The organism is Leptodesmis sp. (genome assembly GCF_052746595.1).
This window is the reverse complement of record NZ_JBRAGO010000062.1, coordinates 1-21,416: the sequence shown is the minus strand read 5'-3', so window position 1 is coordinate 21,416 and position 21,416 is coordinate 1. Positions and strand designations below refer to the sequence as shown.

Genomic DNA, 21,416 nt, shown 5'->3' with positions numbered 1-21,416 from the left:
GGTGATTAGAGGTTCTTTGAGGAGGTTCAGTTACTGCCGGGCTTGGCTGTGAAAAGTATCGTTACGATTGCCAAGGGCAACAAAGAATCCCGTATCAACCAGAATCATGGTTGACGATCTTCAGTTTGCGAGAGAATCTGGCGGGCAATTTCTTCTGAGTTCGTGGCAAGGTTAGGATCACCAGAGAAGCAACCAATGAAATCGCTATTACGCAGGCTGGCTAGAGGGTCAGGTTGTTTTTCCTCTTTTCTGTTGGCTTTGTTGAGATAGGCGGTAAGTTGATTTAGGAGATTTAGGGTCAGTTGGTCAATATCTAGGTCGTTCAGTTTTTGGGTGATTTTTTGTTTGATTTCTGCTGTATCCATTGTGAGTCTTCCTAGATTTTATTGAAAGGTCATGCCAGATGCCAGGTAAGACAGGCCATCATAAACCGTGATCTGCATGCCGCGAATACAGGGTTTGCCGCTGCGCTTGCCGGGTTCAATCGTGATTCTTTCGCGGTAGGTCATGGTTTATCCTCTCTGAAGGGTTCAAGAATTTTGACGAGAATTCGCAACAGGTCTTCTAAGTCAGCAGGAACCCGGTAGAGATTCAGATCTTGGGTTACTGCACGAGAGGCGCGATCGAATTGTCCAAACTGCCAGATATTTCCGGTTGAAATGGCTCCTTGCAAGATAGTCTGATCGGACTCAATCCATTGATCAAGCGCGATCAGTTCGATCGCCAGTTGCACAAAGCCTCGTTCTAGGTCTTCGTTTTTAGCCTCGATGACCAAAAATGTTTAACCGTTTTGCGGCAAGTAATCTAGGGAACCCTGAGTGGTGCAGAAAACTTTTTTGAGTCTCATGATGGATAACCTGAACGACCAAAACAGCGCCTGAAACCCCTTGCCCTCGTTCGTTCGCCCGATAAAACTCAAGATCGCTGTCTCGGTGAGAATCCTTGATTTATAGGGGTTTCAGGAGTTTTCTGCACCACCAAGTATCAGCAACTCAAACCCAAAAATCCGGGGTAATAACCGCTCCTTCACATACCCCGACCACGATCGATCCGCTAACCCTTCCGTCAAAGCATCAGAATTTGCTTGAAACCGTTGGTAAATCAGTTGAAAAATCCACAGCAAAAACGTACCCGTCCCGCAGGCTGAGTCAAGAATCATCACCTCCGGATCGGCCAACCCCAACGGCTTATTGAACCTCTCCTTGAGCAAACAATCAACCGATCGCACCAGGTAAGACACCACTGGCTCCGGCGTATAGTAAACCCCGCGTCGCTCCCGTATCTGGGGCTTATAGGCCGCCAAAAAGTCCTCATAGAACCGAATCACAATGTCTTCCCGGTTCATCTTGGCGCGGAAATCTTCCAAAATCGCATCCATCTTAGCCGCCCGCAGAATACTCACCACCTCTGCAATGGCATCCATCAATTCATCCGCAATCACCAGGGATGCGTCTAAAGCCGCCCCCCGATCATACTCACCCACCGCCTGCGACACATCCCGAAACAACCGCCGCAAAAACGGATTCGTCTTCTTGTGAAGTTCTGGAGCCAGGCTGGAAAAAAACCTACACTTTAAAGAATAAAAAGAATAATAATCAGTTAGGTCTCAAATAAATGGCACGGCAGCCTTGTCCATGTACGTGGCATAGCTTGCTGTGCAAGAGCCTGAAAGGTTTTCGACAAAAAGTATAAACAGCACCAAATAATGGGTTAGTGAGCATGACCAACGTGAAGAAGATCCTGTTTACCGCGATCGGCAGTCTTGCTTTAGTTCTTTTCCAGGACGGATTGCCTGCTCAGGCTAAACCTACTCGATCTATCACTGAACCTGTAGATTTGAAAGTTGCCCAGGCCAAAACTACGAAAGCCAATGATTTCTATAAGCAAGCCGAGAAGCAACTCCCGCAAGATTACTATGTGCTGTATCGGGTAATTGAGCGACTGGCTCGTGCGAATGGATTGGATTCCACGCCCTGGCGAGTCTACATTTCTCCCAAATATGACATCAATGCCTTTGCCACTCAGGTGAATTTATTGGCCTTCTACGCGGCCTACTGGATATGGTTCATGGCGATACTGATGCGATCGCTTGTGTGGCGGGGCACGAGATGGCTCACCATGTTCAGAATCATATTGCTCTGGGTGAGGGCGAGCGGCAAAAGATCCTGCAACAAAAACGAGCCGAAGCAATCCAACAAGTTGCTGCAAAGGAGCAAGACTTGCGTGATGATCTTCTCCGTATCAATGCTGGGAGTTGGGTGACAGGGCAGGTAGGTTCCCTGGGAAACTTAATTCAAGGCTCTCGTGGTATTCCTGGGCTGGTTGGGGCGATCGTCGGGTCAGTGCTGCAAAACCAACGCCAGCAACGCCTGCAGAATGCGGCTAAGCGGATTGAACAAATTGCGGCAGAAAAGGAAGCGAAAATTCGCAAAGAGTGGTCAGAACTGAGTCATCGTCAGGAGTTTGAAGCGGACAAACTGGGCTACCAGTATGCAGTGCGGGCTGGGTTTAAGCCAGAAGGATGCTTAACGCCGATGAATGTCTTAAATCGACTGCCAGGTAGTCAATCTTCGCCCACGCCAAAATTGGCCAATGGAGATTTTGGATGCAGGAATTCGCGATTGCGTGAAACAACTCATTCAAAAGCAGCCGATTGGCCAACAGCAAGGCTGCTGGCAATCAACAGCATAGCGAACTATTAGATGAGGCTTATCAGTGGTCATTGATTACTGCTGCTCACAAAGGACAAATGACAAGCCTGGTCTACTGATCTCAGGCCCTTTCCTTCAGCCAATTGGCGATCACTGGAGGTAAGTCTCGCTGTACCTTGCCGCTTACGTACATACCAATATGGCCCACAGGGAAGGATTGCACAGTGTAATCTTTGGAACCCACGTACTTGCCCAAGGCCAGGGATGAAGACGGAGGAACCAGATGATCTTTATCGGCATAGAGGTTTAAGACAGGCATGGTAACGTTGGCTAAATTAACGGTGCGATCGCCAATCACCACTTCTCCCTTAATCAACTTGTTGCCTTGATAGAAATCTTTCATGAATTGACGATAGGCTTCTCCCGCCTGATCGGGGCTATCGAAAATCCATTTTTCCATGCGCAAGAAGTTGAGCAGTTTGTCCTCGCTGTCCACAATGTCAGGGAAGTCCATGTATTTCTGGATACCCAGTTGCTGCGGTTTCAGCATCAAGAATTCCAGGTTGAGAAAATCACCAGGAATGTTGCCCAACGCTTCAACCATTAAATCCACGTCGATCGCCTCTGGCCCCAAAGTGCAACCGCCGCGCATATTCAGCAGAGTTTCAGTTTGACGGAAGTCAATGGGAGCCACCATGACCACCAGATTCTTCACTTTATCGGGGTGCAGCGAGCTATAGCAGAGGCTAAACGTACCTCCCTGACAAATTCCCAGCAGATTGATTTTGTCGATTTGATGGGTTTTCCGAATGAAGTCTACACAATCATCGATATAGCCATTCAGGTAATCATCCAGTGTAAGCCAGCGATCGCTGCGACTGGGATAGCCCCAATCAATCAGGTAAATGTCCAAACCGAGTTTGAGCAGATTGGCAACCAGCGATCGATCTTCCTGCAGATCTACCATAAAAGGACGGTTGACCAGTGCATAAACGATCAATACAGGAGTCTTCAAGGTCTTCTCTACGGAGGATTTGAAGTGGTAGAGAAGGACTTTGCCATCCTGATATACGACTTCTCTGGGAGTGGCTCCAATTTCAATGTCTTCTTCCCGCAGTTGACTGAGATTATCAATCCCTTTGACTAACTTTTTCGTCAATTCTGTATATTCATGAGTTGCATCTTCAAGACGCATTTGCATTAAAAAGGGCAACATAAGCAGCGATCGTCTCCTAAACAGTAAGAATTTGGGATTTGGGATTTGGGATTATCACTCCTAACTCCCAGACTTTCCTGACGCTTTGCCATTGCGACGGTTGGTTTTGGCAGGTGCAGCAGCATCGGCTGGAGCAATGGAGGCATCGGCTGGTGGTTCTGCTGACCTGTTATCGGCTGGAGCAATGGGGGTAACAGGAGTAGTAGAGGTAGAGACACTGACAGAAGATGATTCTGGCGTACCGGTGCCTATAGTAGCCACCGCAGGAGTGGCAGGAGTGAGTTGAGCCTGAGTTTCGTACTGGGCGATCGTTTTCTTCAGACTTTTGACTTCCTTCCGCAGTTCGTAAATTGTTTTGTGGACTTCGTCGATTTCACTCCGGAGGGGCATATTCAACGCCTTCATCCATACATCCATCAAAGCCTGTTGCTGGATGCGGTAGGTATTCAGGCTGTTCAAAAAGCGACCCCGAATTCTCAGATTCTCTTCATTACAGAAGGCTTTTTCAAACACGGAGTCGGCTACCTGGCCCCAGAGTTGCTGGAACTGTCGCCAGTCTTTCACCGTCTCACCTTTTTCTGCACGGCTAATCAGTTCCCGCATCAACTCTTCAAAGGATTGCACCTGCACATTTGCCAGTACCACCTGGTAATCCGCACTGGTCCGGTACAGCTTGGCCCAGGCATCAAAGGCACGCAGCAGCTTACCGTTGACTTCGCGGGTTGGCCCCAGCAAGGGGCTTTGCATGAGGCTGCCGAAGGTTTCCTCATACAGTAAATTCCAGTAGAGGTTATTCAGTTCAATCCAGGGTTCGGTGGCACCGGACAGACTGGCTCGACCAAAAGGTGCGATCGCTGATCCCAGAGAATCTGCCCAAAGCTGGCTGACCTTGCGAGTTTGATCTACATACAGTTTCCAGAGTTCCGTTGAATCCTGGCTGACCTTTGTGACTCCAGAAGAGAACTCATCCAACTGACTCCGCACCTGCTCCGTATAGTTCTTCAGAAATTGCTGCCAATCTCCTCCCGCCTCAATTTTGGGAAAGAGTTCTTGCCAGGAATTGAACGATAATTTGAGCAGGCGCAGGAACAATTGTTGATTATCAACAAAGCGGCGAGTAATGTCATCCCAGCTTGGCTTGGTATCGCTGACGGGACTTTGTACCGTGCGTCCCATCAGGTCAAACCAACTCCTCCACATCTGAGTCCCCGCCTCAGTCCATGTATTGACCCATTGATCGGCCATACCATTCCAGGATGTTGTTGTGTTGTCCATAGAACCTATACCCATTTTGGATTTTGGATTTGCGATTTTGGATTTTCTCGCGCAAGCGCTCTTTATGTATGATGCGCTCCATTCACCCGCAACACTTCCCCAGAGACAAAAGCACTGGCGACGGGGGAGAGCAGATAGGCAACGGCCCAGGCGATGTCTTCCGGTTTACCAAAGCGACGGAAGGGAATTTCTGCAATGATTTTCTCCTTCACTTTATCGGGGATCACTTTGGTCATTTCTGTATCGATGAATCCAGGTGCGATCGCATTCGCTCGTACACCATAGCGGGCAGCTTCTCTAGCTAAGGATTTGACTATCCCAATCACGGCAGCCTTGGTAGCGGCATAGTTGACCTGTCCGGCATTCCCCCGATCTCCGGAAATTGAGCTAATGCAGACGATCGATCCCGATCCCCGCTCATACATGCCGTCAATAAATGGTCGGATGGTGTGATCGACTCCTTTCAAGTTGACATTAATCACCAAATCCCAGTCCTGGGGAGTCAGCTTGTTGTAGAAGTTATCGCGGGTGATTCCTGCATTTGCCACAATGCCATAGACTGGCCCCAGCTTTTCCTGAATTTCAGTTGCCGCCGCCTGCATTTCTTCCAGCTTGGTGACATCTGCCTGCAATGCCAAGGCTCCCGATTTCCCCTCGGTGACTTTGATATCGGTATAAGCGACCTTTGCACCCAGGTCAGAAAGCAGAGAGACGATCGCTGCACCGATTCCCTGATTACCACCTGTCACCACAATCACCTTATCTTCTAATCCCAGGGACACCATGATTTATACACTCCTTCAATTACACTCGTTCGATCGCCACGGCAGTTCCGCCTCCCGTACCATGACACAGGGCAGCCAATCCCAGGGTTTTATCCCGTTCCTTCAGGGCATTAATCAGGGTGACGATAATCCGAGCACCAGAAGCGCCGATCGGATGGCCCAGGGCGATCGCTCCCCCATTGACATTCAGCTTATCGGGATCGACTCCCAGCATGTGGTGGAACAGCAGACTGTTGACGGCAAACGCTTCGTTATTTTCCACCAGATCAAAATCGGGGATCTGTTTATTCAGTTTCGCCAGCAACTTTTGCACTGCATAAACCGGCATTTCCGTGAACCGCCAGGTTTCGCCTCCGGCCCAGGCACCCCCCAGCACTTTCGCCAGAGGTTTCAGGTCATGCCGATCTACGGCATCCTGACTGGCCAGAACCAGCGCGGCTGCTCCATCGGTAATCTGGCTACTGTTGCCTGCGGTCAGCACCCCATCTTTCGTGAAGGCCGGTCGCAGTTTGCCCAGACCTTCCAGCGTGGTATCGGGACGAATGCCCTCATCGCGATCGACCACCTGCGTGCCCTTTTTGGTGGTAATTTCAATGGGGGCAATTTCAGCCTTGAAACTACCGCGATCGGTGGCTTCCGCAGCCCGTTTATGGGACTGGTAAGCGACTTCATCCAGATCCTTGCGACTAAATCCGTAACTTTCGGCCAACCGCTCGGTCTGACTGCCCATCGCTTCCCCGGTTGTGGGATCTGTCAATCCGTCATGCAGCAACAGATCCGTGAGTTGCTCTGGATTGCCCAGCAAAAATTTGTAGCCCCAGCGTGCCCGATGGGAAAGGGAAAACCCCGTTTGAGACATGGATTCCATCCCGCCAACCAGCACCAGATCAGCTTCCCCAGCCCGAATTGCCAGCGTTCCATTAATCAGCGCAATCATCCCGGAGGAACACACCATATCCGTGGCATAGCCATCAACGGAGGCAGGAATTCCTGCCTTGAAAGCTGCCTGTCGGGGAAGCAGTTGCCCATGTCCGGCTCACAGTATATTTCCCATGATATAAAGATCTAGAGCCGACCCAGGAACACCAGCCCGCTCTAAGGCCGCTCGTATTGCGTGGGCACCCAGATCTACTGGGGAGAAATCTACCAGCACTCCTCCAAATCGTCCCAAAGGAGTTCTTGCCGCGGCGACAATGTAAACATCCCGCATAAATACTCACCTTAAATTCACATATCCATTGTCGCGCTCAATCTTTGGGATGGGGAAACTTTACTTTTATCTTCATGATCTATGTTAAAAAATGTGATTTTCTATACCAGAAAGGGGCTGGGAGTGTATTTATCGCGTTTTACGATCGCAAATAAAAATACTGCAAATGTCAATACCCCTGCGAGGTAAAGCGGGTAAACATAAGTATGGGGATCAGATTGATCAATGATCAAGCCTGCAATGATTGGCCCAAAAGCATTCGATACATTTAAATAGGAAGCATTCAAACCCAAAGCCGTCCCCTGATTCTCCGGCTTAGCGTTGAGTGAAATTAATGTAATCACCATTGGCTGCACCAGAGAATTAAATAGAGAGAAAACAACGCTGACAGCAATAAAATAATAAAAGGATGGCACGACCGGCATCATCATAAATGATAGACTGCGAACTAAAATGGCAGCCAAAAAGATTTTTACCAGACCAAAACGAGCTGTCAAAAATGGAATTCCTTTCGTCTGCATCGTAACTGCCAGAATGCCAAACATAACGAACATCAGGGTTAACGATTGACTATTTTGTCCCAGGATATGAATAAAGTAGGGTTGAAAGGCAAAGGTAAAGATCGTAAACGTCGTGCCAATCAGAAAATTAATGATTAGCAAAATGCCGATTTTAGGCAGCGTTAAGCCTCGGACTAAATTGCCTAATCCCAGATCAAAAATATTTTCAGGAGCTTTTGCTTTGGTCTTCAAGGTTTCAGGTAAGAAGAGGGTGGCGATGATTAACGCTACCAGCGCAAAGCCACTGGATGTCAAAAATCCCGCTCCTAAAGAAACTTTCTGAGCCAGAAAACTCAGGGCTGGCCCTAAAATAAATCCCAGACCAAAAGTAATCGCGCTATAAATGCCAAATGCTTTGGCCCGGTTCTGTGGTTCTACAATGTCAGACACCACGGCTTGCGTGACTGAGACATTACCGCCGGTAATTCCATCCAGGAAGCGAGCAAAAAATAGCACGGCGGCTGTACTGGTGGTGCCTGCCAGAAAATTGGCAATTACCGTTCCTGCCAAACTGATCAATAAGAGTGGCTTACGTCCGACACGATCGGAGATTTTTCCAATCACCGGAGTTGAGACAAATTGGGAAACCGCATAAATGGAAAACAGGAGACTCGTTTGAAAATCTGTTAGCCCAAACTGTTTACCATAAAGATACAGAATGGGAATTAAAATAGTAAAACTTAAGGCATTGGCAAGGGCAATTAGTGCAGTAATCCAAAATGTCCGACCCATTTCCATCCTCACTTGCAATGCTTCAGCGCATTAATATCATCCTCCATAATGTAATGAATATTGCGAGTGATTTTTTCAATATCCCAGTTCCACCATTGAATTTTTAGCAGTTCCGCAATCTCGGCATTACTAAACCACTGTTTAATCGGTTGGGCCGGATTACCACCCGCGATCGTATAGGCTGGAATATCTTTTACTACCACCGATCGGGCCGCAATCACGGCCCCATCTCCAATTCTCACTCCCGGCATGATCAAACAATCATAGCCAATCCAGACATCATTGCCTACCACCGTATCCCCCCGACTGGGCAGATTCATCACTTTATCTATTGCCCCTTCCCAACCGTGACCGAAGATCGGGAAAGGATAAGTAGAGATACCATCCAGCTTGTGGTTGGCTCCATTCATAATGAATTTCACCTGGGTTGCGATCGCGCAGAATTTACCGATGATCAAGCGATCGTCCCCATAGTTGTACAGCACATTTCGCTCAAAGCCCTCGGGATCAACAGGATCGTCGTAATAAGAAAGTCGCCCACAATAATGTTTGGTGACTTGATGAACGGCTTAATAAAACACACTCGTCGTTGATCCAGTATGGGATAAGGGCAATTGGGATCAGGCCCGAATTGTTCTGTCATGCCTTAACCTTTGGTTTGTGGTTCTCGCTTCATTATCTCTTGACCTAAAACTCGAAGTTTTCAAGCCGCCCCTACTCGATTCTCGCTTTATTACAGTAAATCCACAACCGTGACTATCTCATCAGCTCTTTGTAAGCTCTTTGCAGTAGTCTGACAATCAAACCATCAAACCAATTAATCATCATCAAAATTATCGTGGGGACTTCAATATTGTAATTATCGCGTATCCCTTTCCCAATTACCCTCAGGGACTGACTGAGGATTTTTTCCGATCGCAATCGTGGTCAACAATCTCAGGCATTTCACCACACCTGCTTTAGGGAGGTTAATCCGAGATTGAATGCTTCAATCGCCCGTTGCGGATTACCTATGCTGTCTGCCAGCATCACGTCAACCAATGCTGCAGGAAGATCTGGAACAACCCAGGGCAGCAGCTTTGCAATAAAAGGTGGAATACGGTTCAGTTTAATTGCTTGACTACGATTGAGCAGCTTAACCAAGTCATCCATGGATAAACATTCTGGGCTAGTCAGATCAAAGATGCCATCCTGTCTTTGCCCCAGCGCAGCCACGATCGCCGAGACAACATCATCTAAATACACAGGGGAAACGTTCTGATTACCCAACTCCAAGATTGTAACTGATTTACCGTTTTTGCTTAACAAACTTGCAGCCGTTGGACCTGGTTGAGTCGGAGAACCAATAATGTGAGTGCAGCGAAAGATGTTGAACAATAAGAATACTCCTCCCAGAACGTAAAACGCGCTAGTAGCGAGTTTTAGCCAGAAACGGCGCGATCGCCGAAAGCGGAGGGCATGAATCAGTTACACAATCCCGCTGATGAAAAAGATGATCTCCAGTAATAAGGTCAGCGCGATCGCAAAGACCAGAGGTAGCACGATCGCCTTAATTCCCAGGATGATTAGCAAAATTCCTAGAATAATCAGCCACCAACGATTTCGCCGTGCTGTATTCACCGCAACCATGATTCCTTCCCTATTGCCTGAAATTATTTTTCCAAGTAGATAGTATGGCAGAATTCTCAACCGATTCCCATCCTCTTACCCTCTGGTGTAGATGTTTCGGTGAAATGGCTCTACCATTCACCTATTCACTCACCGACTCAACTTTTTTGGGTGAAATAATGAGCGATCGTTTTCTGCCAGAATCGGGCTGGTTCTCCATCCCAGAAGTAACGACTGATGTAATGGTAGGCATTCTGGGCAATGTTATCTCGCAGTTCCCTATTTTCTAACTCCAGCAAGCATCTTGCGGCCTCTTCAGGTGATTCTGCAACCATTGCAGTTTTGCCATGTTGCATGCTGAAGTTAGCACCACGGGCCGTCTTGCCAACTACAACAATGCCTGATGCCATCGACTCTTGAGGCGGTAAAGCACAGCCTTCCACCTCCGCAGAAGCCAGGAAGACCTGGGGACGGCGAAATTGCTTGGCCAATTCATGAATAGACAATCCGTCAATTAATTCAAATCGCCAGTAGGTTCCTCCCAACTGCCGATACCATTCCTGGGTTGCAGCAATAAATTCAGGGCCTTTTCTGGGAAAGGCAAAAACTAAGCCAGGTTCTCGTTTTGATTGAGGGATGAAAGGAAACTCATCGCGATCGATAATGTTGGGAGCAATTTCAACCTCTTTGCCAGGGTAAGTTGCATGACAAATCTCCTGCATATAAGGGGAATCTGTCCACAGAGCAAACCGGTCATCTTGATAATGAAAATTAGCACGGGTGTGAATCGGCACTTGCAGGTAAACAATTGCTTTGCCTGTTACCTCGTCTGCCAAATTGCTCACAAAATCAGGAACAATGCAGATATCATCAGGGCTGCGGTCTGTCCAGCGGATGTATGGTAAACCGGGCAGTCCCCATTCTCCATAAGTATCCCGTCCACTAATCGTTGCGACTACAGCCTCAGCCCCTTGACTACAGGCGACCTGGCAATGCCGCATAATATTGAGAGTTCCGCCAAATACCTCCCACACCCGTAAATATCGGTAGCGAAAAAATTGATCAACCATTTCAAAGCGAGAAAGTTTGCTTACTACACTGTGAAAAATTCGCCAGGATCGACTGGTATCCAGATCGGGAATCAAGAATACAAAACGCATGATTATCTCCGTGACAGGTGAATGAATCAGGAGCTTTAGTTAAAGCCCTGGTGGTTTGTAATTAAGTTTGAAAAGTATCCGGCGGTTAAAATTGCGACTACACTCACCCAATCTGGCGATGCAGGTTACTGAAAACCTTGATTATATTGAGTCTGTGTCGGCAGATTTTCTCGGTATAGTCGCGACTTCAGTCGCCAAGGTGATTGGATAAGGATTAGATAGACTGCGGCCAACAAAAATATCTGTGACTTGGCTGACGTAGGTGGAGTGAAAGTAAACATCTTCATCCCCAACTAGATCCTGTGATCTCAGGAGTCTGTGGAATTTTGGGGTTTCTGCAGCTTCAAGTTACTCATCTCATTTTCCTGCTGTTTGGGAAAGAACCGAAAACCATTAATTAAACCTTGTCAAAGTCCGGAACCGTGGGTTGGCAGTGTTCTCCTGCTTTTGTCGATCTTTATAAATTAATTAAACCTTATCAAAGTCCGGAACCGTGGGTTGGCAGTGTTCTCCTGCTTTTGTCAATCTTTATAAATAAAGTATAAGAGAAGAATACAGAGTTAGTAACTGTATGCTGCCGAGTGATCTGTTACTCCATCGCTATAACGGCGAAGAAATTGTCCCCAAGCGATTGCCGATTAATGCAGGGAATATCGCGATCGCGACTGACCTGATTCAACTTTTTCAGGCGGCGAAAGGTGGCACGCGAGGAGAATTAAATCGGCAATTGCAGGAGTTAGAAGGTGAAGACACAGACTATCGGATTAAACGGGGGCTAGCTCACTTACTCAACGGAGATGCCTTCAGTACTTTTGAAACGATTAGCCCCCTGGATCCAGGAGATTTAAGGCAACGAGTCTTTGCACTCTCGGCTCAGGTTTCTCCCAGTTCCCAGTCCACTCAAGCCACTTTGCAGAAACTAGCCGATATCCTGACTCAGGAACTGGGGCGAGAGATTTTACCGGAGCAAGTTTGCCAGGGATTGTATGCTGATTTAGCAGAAAACCAGATCCTGACCAGCTTTGAAGCGCCTAGCCCAGAAGCTCTCTTGCATCGGTATAACCTGTCGCAGGTGCAAGGCGTTTTTTACCGAGCCAGTCATGTCACACTCACCGCTCACCGCAACGATCCGGGAGAATATAAGCTGCTGTTCCGCTACGTCAAGCTGTTTGGGCTGATGACCTATATTGAGGGCGATGCGGATCATGGGTTTACGCTCACAATAGATGGTCCCACCAGCCTCTTCAAGCCCAATACCCATTACGGACTCAAACTGGCAATGTTGCTGCCGGCCCTGTTGCATGTTACTCGCTGGGACTTAACGGCCACCTTGCAACGCAAAGATGCCTACTCTGGCAGGGTACAATCCGGTCGTTTCACCCTCAACTCAGATTGTGGCTTAGTAACCCACTACCCACCCGGCAAAACCTACGACAGTATGCTGGAGGCTGGGTTTGTCGATCGCTGGGCAAAAACGAAAACTGAGTGGAAACTGGAACGAGAGGTAGATTTAATTCCAATTCCCGGTAGCGTCATGATCCCCGACTTTCGGCTGGTGCATCCCGATGGCCGTACCTTTTTACTGGAAATCGTTGGCTACTGGCGACCGGAGTACCTGAAGAAAAAATTTGCTCAGGTTCGGCAAGCAGGACGGGATGATTTGATTCTGGCGATCTCAGAGCGGTTGAATTTGGAGAAAGCAGGGGTTAACTTCAACGATACCCCTGCCCGGTTAGTCTGGTTCAAAGATCAACTTTCTCCTAAAGCTGTCTTGAAGGTCTTAGATTAACCCAATGCCTAATAAGCTCCAGTTTTGGTGATGAGTATCCGAATGGTTTTAAGGATGAGAACCAGATCATAAAGGGGATGCCATTGCGCCTGGTAGCGCAGGTCTAGATGCACGACGTCCTCAAAGTCCTTAATCAGCGATCGCCCATTCACCTGCCATTCTCCGGTGACTCCTGGCTTCACACTCAACCGTTGCCAGTGATGTGCCTGATACTGCTTAACTTCATCAGTAGTCGGAGGTCGAGTTCCTACCAGACTCATTTCGCCCTTTAAAACATTCTAGAACTGAGGAAACTCATCTAAGCTGGTCTTCCGTAAAAAACGTCCCACACGGGTGACACGAGGATCGTTTTGATTCTTAAAGATCAACCCCTTCGCTTCATTTTTAATTTGAGCCTTCAATTCATCTGCATTTTGCACCATTGAGCGAAATTTGTAGACCTGGAATGGTTTTCCTAACAATCCATATCGCTCTTGAGAATACAGGATAGGACCAGGACTATCGAGTTTGATTGCAATCGCGATCGGCACCAGTAGAATTGCCAGGATTACTAGACCGATCAGGCTCCCAACAATATCAATTAGGCGCTTGAAGATAGAAGAGGCTGATGGGTGAGGTGCTTCCAGGGGGATAGAAGAAACTAATAAAGCCGGAGCCTGAGAGGGAATATCTAAGTTGGAGGATGATAAGTCTGGCGATCTTAAATTTGGTGATACCAGATCTGGTGATGCTAATTGCATGATTCCCTGAAAATAATTTATTACAGTAGAAATACGTAAAATCCCTGGAAACAATATAAAATGATCTCCATCGTAGTGCTAGTATCCGTTGAAACACTGAGGCAATCTTTATCACAACTTTATAAAGAGGTTTTTTTATAAAGTTTCAGTACAGAAGAGCAATGATAACTAAGACTAAATCCCTGGAACTGGGGTTTTCAGGGATTTATACTCAATTCACTTAATTTCTGTAGAATCCGCCCAGAGATACAGAAAAAATTCAAAGATTGCCTTTATGTTATTAAAGCGCTGGATTGAAAAAATCAGTCGCGAAAATGATTGGTATAGATTTACACTTCCAGGCTGTTCAGGGCTTTATAAAAACAGCTACTAATGGATTTACCGAATAGCGATCAGCCGTGGGATTAATGTTTGAAATGCCCTCCCTCGATGGCTGATTTCATGCTTTAACGAAGCAGGCATTTCAGCATAGGTTTGTTGATAGGCTGGAACGTAAAAAACAGGGTCATAACCAAAGCCACCCTGCCCTCTAGGAGTATGGAGAATCTCGCCAGCACAAATGCCTTCTGTATGCAGCGCGATCGTGCCATCCGGTCGAGCAACAGCGATCACACAGACAAACTGAGCCTGCCGATTGGTTTCGCCATCTAGTTCCTGCAAGAGCCGTTGAACGCGGTCTGCATCCGTTGTGCCGTAACGCGCCGAGTAAACGCCCGGTGCTCCAGCCAGAGCATTGACCTGTAATCCTGAATCGTCGGCGATCGCCCATTCGCCAGTCGCCAAGGCCACCTGGGATGCTTTCAGGCAGGCATTTTCCAAAAACGTTTGGCCAGTTTCCTCAATATCCAGCGTTTCAGGTTTAAGACGCAGTTCGTAGTCCAGGTCAGCCAGGTAAGCCTGCATTTCCTTGAGCTTACCTGGATTGCCAGTCGCTACAACCAGAATTGCCATCTTCTCATCTCAATAGGTAGCCAGTAGTGTTTTTTCTATGCGGCCAGCTTTATGAGCAGACACCCGCTCGATAAACGGTTGCCAAGTAGTGACTTGGGTAAACATCGTCTCGTAGCCCGACACATTGGGATGTAAGCCATCCTCAGTCAGCCGGGAATTGCACCAATCCCTGCCCCGTTCGAGCCAGTGAGAGAACAAATCCAGGTAGGGAATGCCGCGTTTCTGGCAGGCTAAACGGGTTGCTTCCTTATAGCGGAACTGATCGTCGTGATTGTAATAGAGGCAATCCAAAAATGGCATTTTTGCCTCATCCACAGGCACCATACCAATAAACAGCACTGGGCAAAGTTGGCTGGCCCGATCCAGCAGGATCTCCATCTCGCTCTGGAAGCGAGCGAACTCGGTGAAATTGCGACCATCTAAGCGACCTAAGCGGGCGGAATCGTTCACCCCAACGGACAAGATCATCAAGTCTGGTAACCGATTTCTCAATTCCCCCCGATGCCGGAATTCACTTTCCAGACGCTTAGAAACCTGGCTGACTCCATCTCCCCGGATCCCCAGGTTATATAGCGCATGACTAGAACTGCCAGCCCCCATCCAGCTTCGCCGCAACCGCTCTACCCAGCCACCACCCACGGGATCGCCAAAACCGTAAATCAAGCTGTCTCCTAGGGCTACCACTTTCAGGGAGGGGGTGAGCTGGGTGGATAAATTTCGAGGAGAAATAACAGTTACTTGCATGGATACAGTTGCTTGCATGGATTTAGATCGTCTTATAGATCTGCAATCTAAACATTATGGGTTAGATCGCAATGTAACACCAGGAACAAAACTTTGCAAATCTTGACATTCGAGAAATAAACGTTAAGAGCGGAGGCAGGTGATCGTGCTCTGGAGAGTCAGAACCTGATACAAGGTTACTGGCGTTCATTCTGGACAAACATGTGACAGCTTAATGCAACAATCTATGAAAGTTGTAGACCGGACTGCCAGTTCATTCTATCCGGTTCATTCTATAAAGTCAGGATGAGGCTAACGTTTCATACCTTAGATAGATTTATGCTTATTAAGAGGGTTATTCTTAAGAGAGTGTTGAGAGCACCCAATACCCTCCGTTTATCAGATAAACTACGCCAATGACTAATAAAAACATACTTGCGACGCGAGTAATGGTATCGGAATGCACCAACAGCCTACGAGTTTGTTTTGCCAATCCTGCGAATAGGCTGGCCAGGAAGATGACCGCAGAATAGCCCAGCGCATAACTCACCATCGTCACTGTGCTTTGCAGTTGAGAGCCTGTAGCAGCAGCAACGGCCAAGATGGAAACCATAATCGGACTGCTGCAAGGAGAACTGACCAGGGCAAAGGTCAGTCCTACTCCATAAGGCCCGGTTAGGAGAGAATGGACTGACTGACCAATGGATCGTCGGGTTGCGATCGCGGTTGGTTGCCCAGCAGCAGGGTCAGGTTGAGTAGTCGGCAAGGTAATTTGAGGCATGGAAAGCTGGAGAATACCAGCCATCTGCAAGCCCATGAGGACAATCACCGTTCCGACCAGGATGAAGAAGTAGCCCCGATAGCGGACTAAGACAAAGCTGGCCAGAGAAGAAAATAATCCCAGCAGGCTGAGTACAGTGACCACGCCCAACACAAAGGCGCTTGCTTTGGAGAAGGCATCTCGCCGGGAGGTAATCTCTCGGGTACCGATGTAACTCAAATTCACCGGGAGTAAGGACAGAATGCAGGGGGAAACGCTGGCCACCAATCCACCGACAAAGGCAAACCCAATCAATAGAAGAGGATTGTTGACGGTTTGCTGACTCAACCAGCGATCGTAGTTTTCTCCGATCCAGAAGGCAAACTGCTCCACCTGCCGATAAAACGGGCTTTGCATCAGTCGGTCAGTCAGCCAAACAAATAGCCAACCGCCCAGAAACAAAGCCGGTAGCCATAAAAGCTTCCTCAAATGCCTGTCCGTCAAAGTTTTGTGGAGTGATTTTACCCGTGTCATAGCGGTTTACTGGGTGAAATTGAGGGAACCTTTGTAGCCGGACAACACCGCCAGTTCTTCCAGGGAGTGCATTCCTGGATATTGTTGGCCATTAATTTCCCAGGTCGGATAACTGCTGACATTGGCATTGGCACAGGCGGCAGGTTGAGCATCTTTTCCGTTGGGGTCACATTCTACAATCCGCAGTTGACTTACCGCTTCCCCAAACAGTTCTTTCTGCCGGGTACAGTAGGGACACCAGTAGGTGCCATAGAACTTTGCTCCCACACTGTTGAGGTGGTTAACCAGCGCAATTTGAGCGGGAGTGGACTTGAGCAGGTGAGCACTAGGTAGGGCTTCTGGAGCAGATGCATCGGATCTACCCAAAACGGAGGCTAAGGATTTACGAACTCCAGAGCAACCAGAAAGGGTGAGTAGGGCGATCGCCATTGTTCCCAGCAATAGGGGCATTGCGTAGAGCCGGGGCGATCGCAGGAATGATGGAGTGGGAGAGTGCGACATTATGAATAGAAAAAACAGTAAGGGTTGGACATCTAAGAGGGTGGTTGAACAGGACCTTTAAAACCTCCTCTGAAGAGGGCAGGCAAACCCCTAGCACAGAAAACTACTCAATCCTTTCTAACTTAGACTTACCCCAAGCGCGAGAACTTAAGGCCGATTCAGGTAAAGTTTTAATAAATCCCACTAAAAATTAATGTAAACCTATTTTTTCCTAGAAGAAAGGAGTAATTACTTGTCGAAGTTGTTCAAGGCACACATTCATGCAGGTACGATTTCTTCTCGCAACCACGGCTGCTGCTGTGAGTTTGCTTCCTCTCTCCGCCCAAGCTGCCACTTTATTTGGAACTGGTGGGATCGAATTTGACCAAGCCACCACTGTCCGGTTTACCTTTCAGGGGTCTTCAAACTTCTATGCATCCAGTGTGAGTGTCTACATCGTTAACCCAACCAGTGGATTTGTTGATACTACTAGCCGCGTTCCCCTGTTTGGGGAGTCTCCAGGAGCGTTTCAGGATGTGACATTCCTGCCAGGGTTTCGGTACACGTTAGGGTTAAGCAATATCAACCCCAACGATGGCACAGCGGGTCTTTCCCCCATTGTCTTTTCCACTACCCAATCCAACAACGCAACAAACTTGGGGAGAAGTGATAATCCTAATATTGGATTGCAACGGGCAGTGTTTGGATCGTTTGGATCGACGACTGAGGGAACCCCATTTCCCAATCCTGGCAGTTTTACCTCTGGAAATCCTTTTGCTGGCCCCGTCTTGATCTCCTTTGAAGATGGTGGGTTTGATGCATCTTTCAATGGACTCGGTGGCTTAAACGTGACAGTACCGAACGATCGAGATTTCAATGACTTCCGGTTCACGGCGCAGGTCATTCCGGCTCCCCCACTGCTGATGGGTCTGCTAGCTCTGGGTGCGCGGGTATTCTTCCGGCAGCGGAAGTCGGTTCGAACTTAAGCAGGCCCTCATCTCCCGACCCCTTCTCCCAACTGGGAGAAGGGGGGCCAAAAGTTTACCTTCTACCTTCTGCCTTTTTCCCTACTTTGCATATTTCAGGCCAGTTTGCACCTGCCAGAGACTGGCGTAAATTCCCTATTGGGCTAAGAGGTCTTCGTGGCAACCTCGCTCGACAAGTTGACCGTGTTCCAGACGTAAATACAATCGGCATTGCGAACGGTGGAAAGACGGTGCGCAATCGCAATCGTCGTTCTTCCAAGGGTGATCTGCTCCAGCGATCGCTAAATGGCTGCCTCGGTTTCGTTATCGACGGCAGGGGTCGCTTCATCCAGAATCAGAATGGGCGGATTTTTCAGGACAGCACGGACGATCGCCAATCGTTGTCGCTGGCCGCCGAATAACTTTTGGCCCCGTTCGCCAACGATCGTGTCGCACCCCTGGGGCAGTTGTCTGACAAACTCATGGGCTTCGGCAATTTTTGCAGCAACCATAATTTCATCCAGGGAGGCATCAAAGTAACCGTAGGCAATATTCTCGGCTACAGAACCGTGAAACAGAAACACATCTTGACTGACCCAGCCGATCGCCTGCCGCAAATCTCGCAGTTTCAAGTCCCAAATATCGATGTCATCTAACGTGATCTGGCCTGACTGAATTTCGTACAGCCGTAACAACAGCTTTACCAGCGTACTTTTTCCCGATCCGGTAGACCCGACGATTGCCGTCGTTTTGCCCGCCGGTATGTGTAGTGACAAATGCTTAATGATTGGGGGACGATCGCGGTAGGCAAAGGTCACGTCATGGAGTTGAATGTCGCCCTGGACGAGAAGGGAATTTTGGATTTTGGATTTTGGATTGGCCCCTGTCCGTTGTCCTTCGTCCGTTGTCCGTTGTCTGCTGCCAATGACGCATGATCCATGACCAAGGACAAACTGCCCGAATGAATCTCGATCGGTGTTTCCAGCAAATTCATGACCCGATTGGTCGAGGCTATGGCTTGCTGGTAGAGGTCGAAGGTTTCGCCCAAACGGGTGAGGGGCCAGAGCAGGGATTGGGTCAGATAAACCAGAACACTGTAACTACCCACGGAAAGACGGTCTGCGATCGCCAGTTGGCCGCCATACAGTAAGGTCGCCAGAAAGCCCATCAGGATGACAAAGCGAATTAAGGGAATGAAGGCGGCACTGAGGGCGATCGCTTTGCGGTTGCTGCGGCGGTAGGCTTCACTGTCCACCTGTACCCGTTCCCGCTCGTAGTCTTCGGTCGTGAAACTCTTGATCGTTGTGATGCCGCTCAGATTATTGGCAAGGCGGCTGTTCAACAAACCCACTTTTTCCCGCATATCCGCATAGCGAGGAGCCAGTCAGCGCTGAAAGATCACGGAACCCCAGACAATAAAAGGCATGGGTAGCATCGCCATCCACGCTACGCTGGGAGCCAGCAGGAAGAAGGCGGTACCAATCACCAGTACAGTGGTTGTCACTTGCAGCAAACTATTGGCTCCACCATCCAAAAAGCGCTCCAACTGGTTGATATCATCGTTGAGAATGGACAGTAAAGCGCCCGTACTGCGTTTTTCAAAATAAGCCAGTTCCAGTTCCTGCAGATGGGAATAAGCGTCTAACCGCAAGTCGTGTTGAATGTTCTGAGCTAGGTTGCGCCACTGACGATCGTAAGCGTATTGAAAGAGGGATTCCAGGCTCCAGATCAGAAATGTTAACAGGGACAGAATCACCAGTTGAGTAAAGGGATCTCGAATGCCGAATTGGGCCAGCAGTGAGTTTTGTTGCTGCACCACGACATCCACGGCAGTCCCAGTCAGGGCGGAAGGAGCCAGATCAAAGATTTTGTTGAGGATGGAGCAGGCGATCGCCCAAATTGTCTGTCTTCGGTATCTGCGTCCGTAACGAATCAATCGCAGCAGGGGATGCACAGTTTCAGTTTGATGCAAGACGACCTCTAGGAAATAACAATGGTCAAGCCCGTTCTAAAACGGTTTCATATTTTTCCAGTAACGCCTGATATCGTTGAGGAGAGATGCCAGCCTTGGCTGAAATCATCACGGCAACGTTTTCCGGCTCAATGTCGGACAAGAATACTTCTAACTCTGCATCGGATAGATGGGCAGGACTCCAGTATTCCTTGCATAGACTTTGCGCGTCCCAGAAGTGGCCTGACTGTTCCTGTAAAAAATGATCGACAAATGCACCATACAGTTGATATTCAGACAGGTGCCAGGAGCGACAGAGGGTTTCAATAGCTTCCTGCCCTGAAACCGCTTCTAAATGCTGAAATAACTTCACGACATTGTCATGTCTCCAGGTCACAATGCCATGCAAATAATTGGCGAATTTTTGCGGCGGCAATCCCAATAATTTAGCCGTGGCCCTGTCCCAGTCACCCATAGGAGTGCGATCGTCAGCATGAAAGAGCCTGACTTGATCTCCTCGCACCAGAGTTTGCAAATTAAACGGACGGATAAACGATAAATCCAAATCAACGTAGACTAAAACATCCTTTTCAATCTGACAGCCCGCTGATAGCTTGACAATCTGTTGCAGGATCCAGTTCCGTACAGGTGGGGTTTTGAGGCTAAGCCAGCCGTTTTTGAACAAAGGCAGCTTAAATAGCCAGCGTGGAATTAAGGATTCCACCACCAGGATCTCTGTCTTTGGCCCCTGTAATTGCTTGAATAGGGGAAGGTCGTTTTGAGTAACGATGATGTAGTGAGTGGCAGGTTGCACAAATTTCTGCACGCTTCTGGCTAACAACTGGCACCGCTCGAAATCGGGCGTGTAACTGGGAGTTACTACTGCGAACTCAAATTGTCTCATATAGAAGAATTTAGGGTAGGAAGTAGGTTTCTACCGTATTCTAGGTTAAGAAATATTGAGTCAAGCTCAAAAACTGGGAGATCTGGCTATCTAGCCTCACCATCAGCGATTCATTCAGCATTAGGGCTTTGAGGATGGTGGCAAATTTGGATGTGAATTGCGATCGCTGAAAAGCCTCGTCAGGTTCCGGATCTGGATGTGGCAACTGCGTCACAAAGCTGTGAAATTTACTTGTCATTCATTTCACCTCTCAACTGGCTGCTTTTCAGGATCAATCTCCCAAACTAAAATAATTTAAGGTTGGGCCGATCCGTGGTCAGGAAATCCAAAGTCTTGAAATCCGACTCTCTGGAAGTGGAATATGGACTAGAGCAGGCTGAAACCAGGCTGATAGAAGATATAAACGAATGTAAAAATCAGCC

At 48.3% G+C, this 21,416-nt stretch carries 21 protein-coding genes and 4 pseudogenes; 3 read left to right on the top strand and 22 right to left on the bottom strand.

The features are described from left to right. Window positions 1–104: 104 nt before the first annotated feature. From ACUVQO_RS14390 to ACUVQO_RS14375, 4 genes are all read right to left on the bottom strand, one after another. A complete protein-coding gene (locus ACUVQO_RS14390) occupies window positions 105–365 on the bottom strand; it encodes a hypothetical protein (protein ID WP_445926539.1) in 261 nt (86 codons plus the stop codon). Window positions 366–383: 18 nt separating this feature from the next. Continuing rightward, the gene (locus tag ACUVQO_RS14385; RefSeq protein WP_445926538.1) at window positions 384–509 is read right to left on the bottom strand and encodes a DUF433 domain-containing protein; all 126 of its coding nucleotides are present in this window, start codon (window positions 507–509) and stop codon (window positions 384–386) included. After that, window positions 506–775 carry a hypothetical protein gene (locus ACUVQO_RS14380; protein WP_445926537.1) on the bottom strand — a complete coding sequence of 90 codons (270 nt, stop codon included), beginning with the start codon at window positions 773–775 and terminating at the stop codon, window positions 506–508. Before ACUVQO_RS14380 ends, ACUVQO_RS14385 begins: the two co-directional genes overlap by 4 nt. Window positions 776–958: 183 nt before the next feature. Further along, window positions 959–1,516 carry an N-6 DNA methylase gene (locus ACUVQO_RS14375; protein ID WP_445926536.1) on the bottom strand — a complete coding sequence of 186 codons (558 nt, stop codon included), beginning with the start codon at window positions 1,514–1,516 and terminating at the stop codon, window positions 959–961. A gap of 544 nt (window positions 1,517–2,060) precedes the next feature. Here ACUVQO_RS14375 and ACUVQO_RS14370 point away from each other — a divergent pair. Further along, a complete protein-coding gene (locus ACUVQO_RS14370; RefSeq protein WP_445926535.1) occupies window positions 2,061–2,702 on the top strand; it encodes a hypothetical protein in 642 nt (213 codons plus the stop codon). A gap of 70 nt (window positions 2,703–2,772) precedes the next feature. Here ACUVQO_RS14370 and phaC read toward each other — a convergent pair whose 3' ends face one another. From phaC to ACUVQO_RS14325, 9 genes and pseudogenes are all read right to left on the bottom strand, one after another. After that, complete coding sequence (gene phaC / locus ACUVQO_RS14365; protein WP_445926534.1) at window positions 2,773–3,846, bottom strand: class III poly(R)-hydroxyalkanoic acid synthase subunit PhaC; 1,074 nt, start codon at window positions 3,844–3,846, stop codon at window positions 2,773–2,775. Window positions 3,847–3,927: 81 nt separating this feature from the next. After that, window positions 3,928–5,142, bottom strand: coding sequence for a class III poly(R)-hydroxyalkanoic acid synthase subunit PhaE (gene phaE, locus ACUVQO_RS14360; RefSeq protein WP_445926533.1), 1,215 nt, complete (start codon window positions 5,140–5,142; stop codon window positions 3,928–3,930). Between the two features lie 62 nt (window positions 5,143–5,204). Further along, window positions 5,205–5,927 (bottom strand): acetoacetyl-CoA reductase PhaB, encoded by a 723-nt coding sequence (gene phaB / locus ACUVQO_RS14355; protein WP_233745849.1) that lies wholly within the window; start codon window positions 5,925–5,927, stop codon window positions 5,205–5,207. 19 nt (window positions 5,928–5,946) lie between these two features. Beyond that, a pseudogene (gene phaA, locus ACUVQO_RS14350) lies at window positions 5,947–7,137 on the bottom strand (acetyl-CoA acetyltransferase PhaA). A gap of 101 nt (window positions 7,138–7,238) precedes the next feature. Next, window positions 7,239–8,429, bottom strand: coding sequence for an MFS transporter (locus tag ACUVQO_RS14345; protein WP_445926532.1), 1,191 nt, complete (start codon window positions 8,427–8,429; stop codon window positions 7,239–7,241). 8 nt (window positions 8,430–8,437) lie between these two features. After that, window positions 8,438–9,072, bottom strand: a pseudogene (locus tag ACUVQO_RS14340) (CatB-related O-acetyltransferase). Window positions 9,073–9,374: 302 nt separating this feature from the next. Beyond that, the gene (locus tag ACUVQO_RS14335) at window positions 9,375–9,674 is read right to left on the bottom strand and encodes a hypothetical protein (protein WP_445926531.1); all 300 of its coding nucleotides are present in this window, start codon (window positions 9,672–9,674) and stop codon (window positions 9,375–9,377) included. Between the two features lie 222 nt (window positions 9,675–9,896). Further along, window positions 9,897–10,058: a DUF308 domain-containing protein gene (locus ACUVQO_RS14330; protein WP_445926530.1), complete on the bottom strand. Its 162-nt coding sequence runs from the start codon at window positions 10,056–10,058 to the stop codon at window positions 9,897–9,899. A 137-nt stretch (window positions 10,059–10,195) separates the two neighbouring features. After that, window positions 10,196–11,197, bottom strand: a complete 1,002-nt coding sequence (locus tag ACUVQO_RS14325; protein ID WP_445926529.1) for a glycosyltransferase — start codon at window positions 11,195–11,197, stop codon at window positions 10,196–10,198. A 571-nt stretch (window positions 11,198–11,768) separates the two neighbouring features. On the opposite strand from ACUVQO_RS14325, the gene ACUVQO_RS14320 reads away from it, so the two are divergent. Then, window positions 11,769–12,986 (top strand): DUF790 family protein, encoded by a 1,218-nt coding sequence (locus ACUVQO_RS14320; protein ID WP_445926528.1) that lies wholly within the window; start codon window positions 11,769–11,771, stop codon window positions 12,984–12,986. An 8-nt stretch (window positions 12,987–12,994) separates the two neighbouring features. Here the strand turns inward: ACUVQO_RS14320 and ACUVQO_RS14315 are convergent. The 5 genes and pseudogenes from ACUVQO_RS14315 to ACUVQO_RS14295 form a co-directional block, all read right to left on the bottom strand. Then, a pseudogene (locus tag ACUVQO_RS14315) lies at window positions 12,995–13,726 on the bottom strand (sugar transferase). Window positions 13,727–14,104: 378 nt separating this feature from the next. Then, on the bottom strand, window positions 14,105–14,677 hold the full coding sequence (gene rdgB / locus ACUVQO_RS14310; protein ID WP_445926527.1) for an RdgB/HAM1 family non-canonical purine NTP pyrophosphatase: 573 nt from the start codon (window positions 14,675–14,677) through the stop codon (window positions 14,105–14,107). Window positions 14,678–14,686: 9 nt separating this feature from the next. Beyond that, window positions 14,687–15,421, bottom strand: coding sequence for a GDSL-type esterase/lipase family protein (locus ACUVQO_RS14305; protein WP_445926526.1), 735 nt, complete (start codon window positions 15,419–15,421; stop codon window positions 14,687–14,689). A gap of 340 nt (window positions 15,422–15,761) precedes the next feature. Next, window positions 15,762–16,622 (bottom strand): cytochrome c biogenesis CcdA family protein, encoded by an 861-nt coding sequence (locus ACUVQO_RS14300; RefSeq protein ID WP_445926525.1) that lies wholly within the window; start codon window positions 16,620–16,622, stop codon window positions 15,762–15,764. Window positions 16,623–16,700: 78 nt separating this feature from the next. After that, window positions 16,701–17,195 carry a hypothetical protein gene (locus ACUVQO_RS14295; RefSeq protein WP_445926524.1) on the bottom strand — a complete coding sequence of 165 codons (495 nt, stop codon included), beginning with the start codon at window positions 17,193–17,195 and terminating at the stop codon, window positions 16,701–16,703. Window positions 17,196–17,455: 260 nt separating this feature from the next. Here ACUVQO_RS14295 and ACUVQO_RS14290 point away from each other — a divergent pair, with 260 nt between their 5' ends. Then, window positions 17,456–18,160 carry a hypothetical protein gene (locus ACUVQO_RS14290; RefSeq protein WP_445926523.1) on the top strand — a complete coding sequence of 235 codons (705 nt, stop codon included), beginning with the start codon at window positions 17,456–17,458 and terminating at the stop codon, window positions 18,158–18,160. A 281-nt stretch (window positions 18,161–18,441) separates the two neighbouring features. Here the strand turns inward: ACUVQO_RS14290 and ACUVQO_RS14285 are convergent, their stop codons facing one another. The 4 genes and pseudogenes from ACUVQO_RS14285 to ACUVQO_RS14270 all read right to left on the bottom strand — a co-directional run bounded on the left by ACUVQO_RS14285 (window position 18,442) and on the right by ACUVQO_RS14270 (window position 21,232). After that, window positions 18,442–18,957, bottom strand: coding sequence for an ABC transporter ATP-binding protein (locus tag ACUVQO_RS14285; protein WP_445926522.1), 516 nt, complete (start codon window positions 18,955–18,957; stop codon window positions 18,442–18,444). Then, a pseudogene (locus ACUVQO_RS14280) lies at window positions 18,954–20,093 on the bottom strand (ABC transporter ATP-binding protein). The gene ACUVQO_RS14285 and the pseudogene ACUVQO_RS14280 overlap by 4 nt, the downstream one beginning before the upstream one ends. A gap of 43 nt (window positions 20,094–20,136) precedes the next feature. Further along, window positions 20,137–20,994 (bottom strand): DUF6492 family protein, encoded by an 858-nt coding sequence (locus ACUVQO_RS14275; protein WP_445926521.1) that lies wholly within the window; start codon window positions 20,992–20,994, stop codon window positions 20,137–20,139. Window positions 20,995–21,034: 40 nt separating this feature from the next. Beyond that, window positions 21,035–21,232, bottom strand: coding sequence for a hypothetical protein (locus ACUVQO_RS14270; RefSeq protein ID WP_445926520.1), 198 nt, complete (start codon window positions 21,230–21,232; stop codon window positions 21,035–21,037). Between the last annotated feature and the right edge of the window lie 184 nt (window positions 21,233–21,416).

Coding starts and splice junctions, on each gene's coding strand:
- ACUVQO_RS14390 (WP_445926539.1), bottom strand. CDS start 365: ATGGATACAGCAGAAATCAAACAAAAAATCACCCAAAAACTGAACGAC.
- ACUVQO_RS14295 (WP_445926524.1), bottom strand. CDS start 17,195: ATGTCGCACTCTCCCACTCCATCATTCCTGCGATCGCCCCGGCTCTAC.
- ACUVQO_RS14330 (WP_445926530.1), bottom strand. CDS start 10,058: ATGGTTGCGGTGAATACAGCACGGCGAAATCGTTGGTGGCTGATTATT.
- ACUVQO_RS14370 (WP_445926535.1), top strand. CDS start 2,061: ATGGTTCATGGCGATACTGATGCGATCGCTTGTGTGGCGGGGCACGAG.
- rdgB (WP_445926527.1), bottom strand. CDS start 14,677: ATGGCAATTCTGGTTGTAGCGACTGGCAATCCAGGTAAGCTCAAGGAA.
- ACUVQO_RS14270 (WP_445926520.1), bottom strand. CDS start 21,232: ATGACAAGTAAATTTCACAGCTTTGTGACGCAGTTGCCACATCCAGAT.
- ACUVQO_RS14305 (WP_445926526.1), bottom strand. CDS start 15,421: ATGCAAGTAACTGTTATTTCTCCTCGAAATTTATCCACCCAGCTCACC.
- ACUVQO_RS14320 (WP_445926528.1), top strand. CDS start 11,769: ATGCTGCCGAGTGATCTGTTACTCCATCGCTATAACGGCGAAGAAATT.
- phaC (WP_445926534.1), bottom strand. CDS start 3,846: ATGCGTCTTGAAGATGCAACTCATGAATATACAGAATTGACGAAAAAG.
- phaB (WP_233745849.1), bottom strand. CDS start 5,927: ATGGTGTCCCTGGGATTAGAAGATAAGGTGATTGTGGTGACAGGTGGT.
- ACUVQO_RS14290 (WP_445926523.1), top strand. CDS start 17,456: ATGCAGGTACGATTTCTTCTCGCAACCACGGCTGCTGCTGTGAGTTTG.
- ACUVQO_RS14275 (WP_445926521.1), bottom strand. CDS start 20,994: ATGAGACAATTTGAGTTCGCAGTAGTAACTCCCAGTTACACGCCCGAT.
- ACUVQO_RS14385 (WP_445926538.1), bottom strand. CDS start 509: ATGACCTACCGCGAAAGAATCACGATTGAACCCGGCAAGCGCAGCGGC.
- ACUVQO_RS14325 (WP_445926529.1), bottom strand. CDS start 11,197: ATGCGTTTTGTATTCTTGATTCCCGATCTGGATACCAGTCGATCCTGG.
- ACUVQO_RS14345 (WP_445926532.1), bottom strand. CDS start 8,429: ATGGGTCGGACATTTTGGATTACTGCACTAATTGCCCTTGCCAATGCC.
- phaE (WP_445926533.1), bottom strand. CDS start 5,142: ATGGACAACACAACAACATCCTGGAATGGTATGGCCGATCAATGGGTC.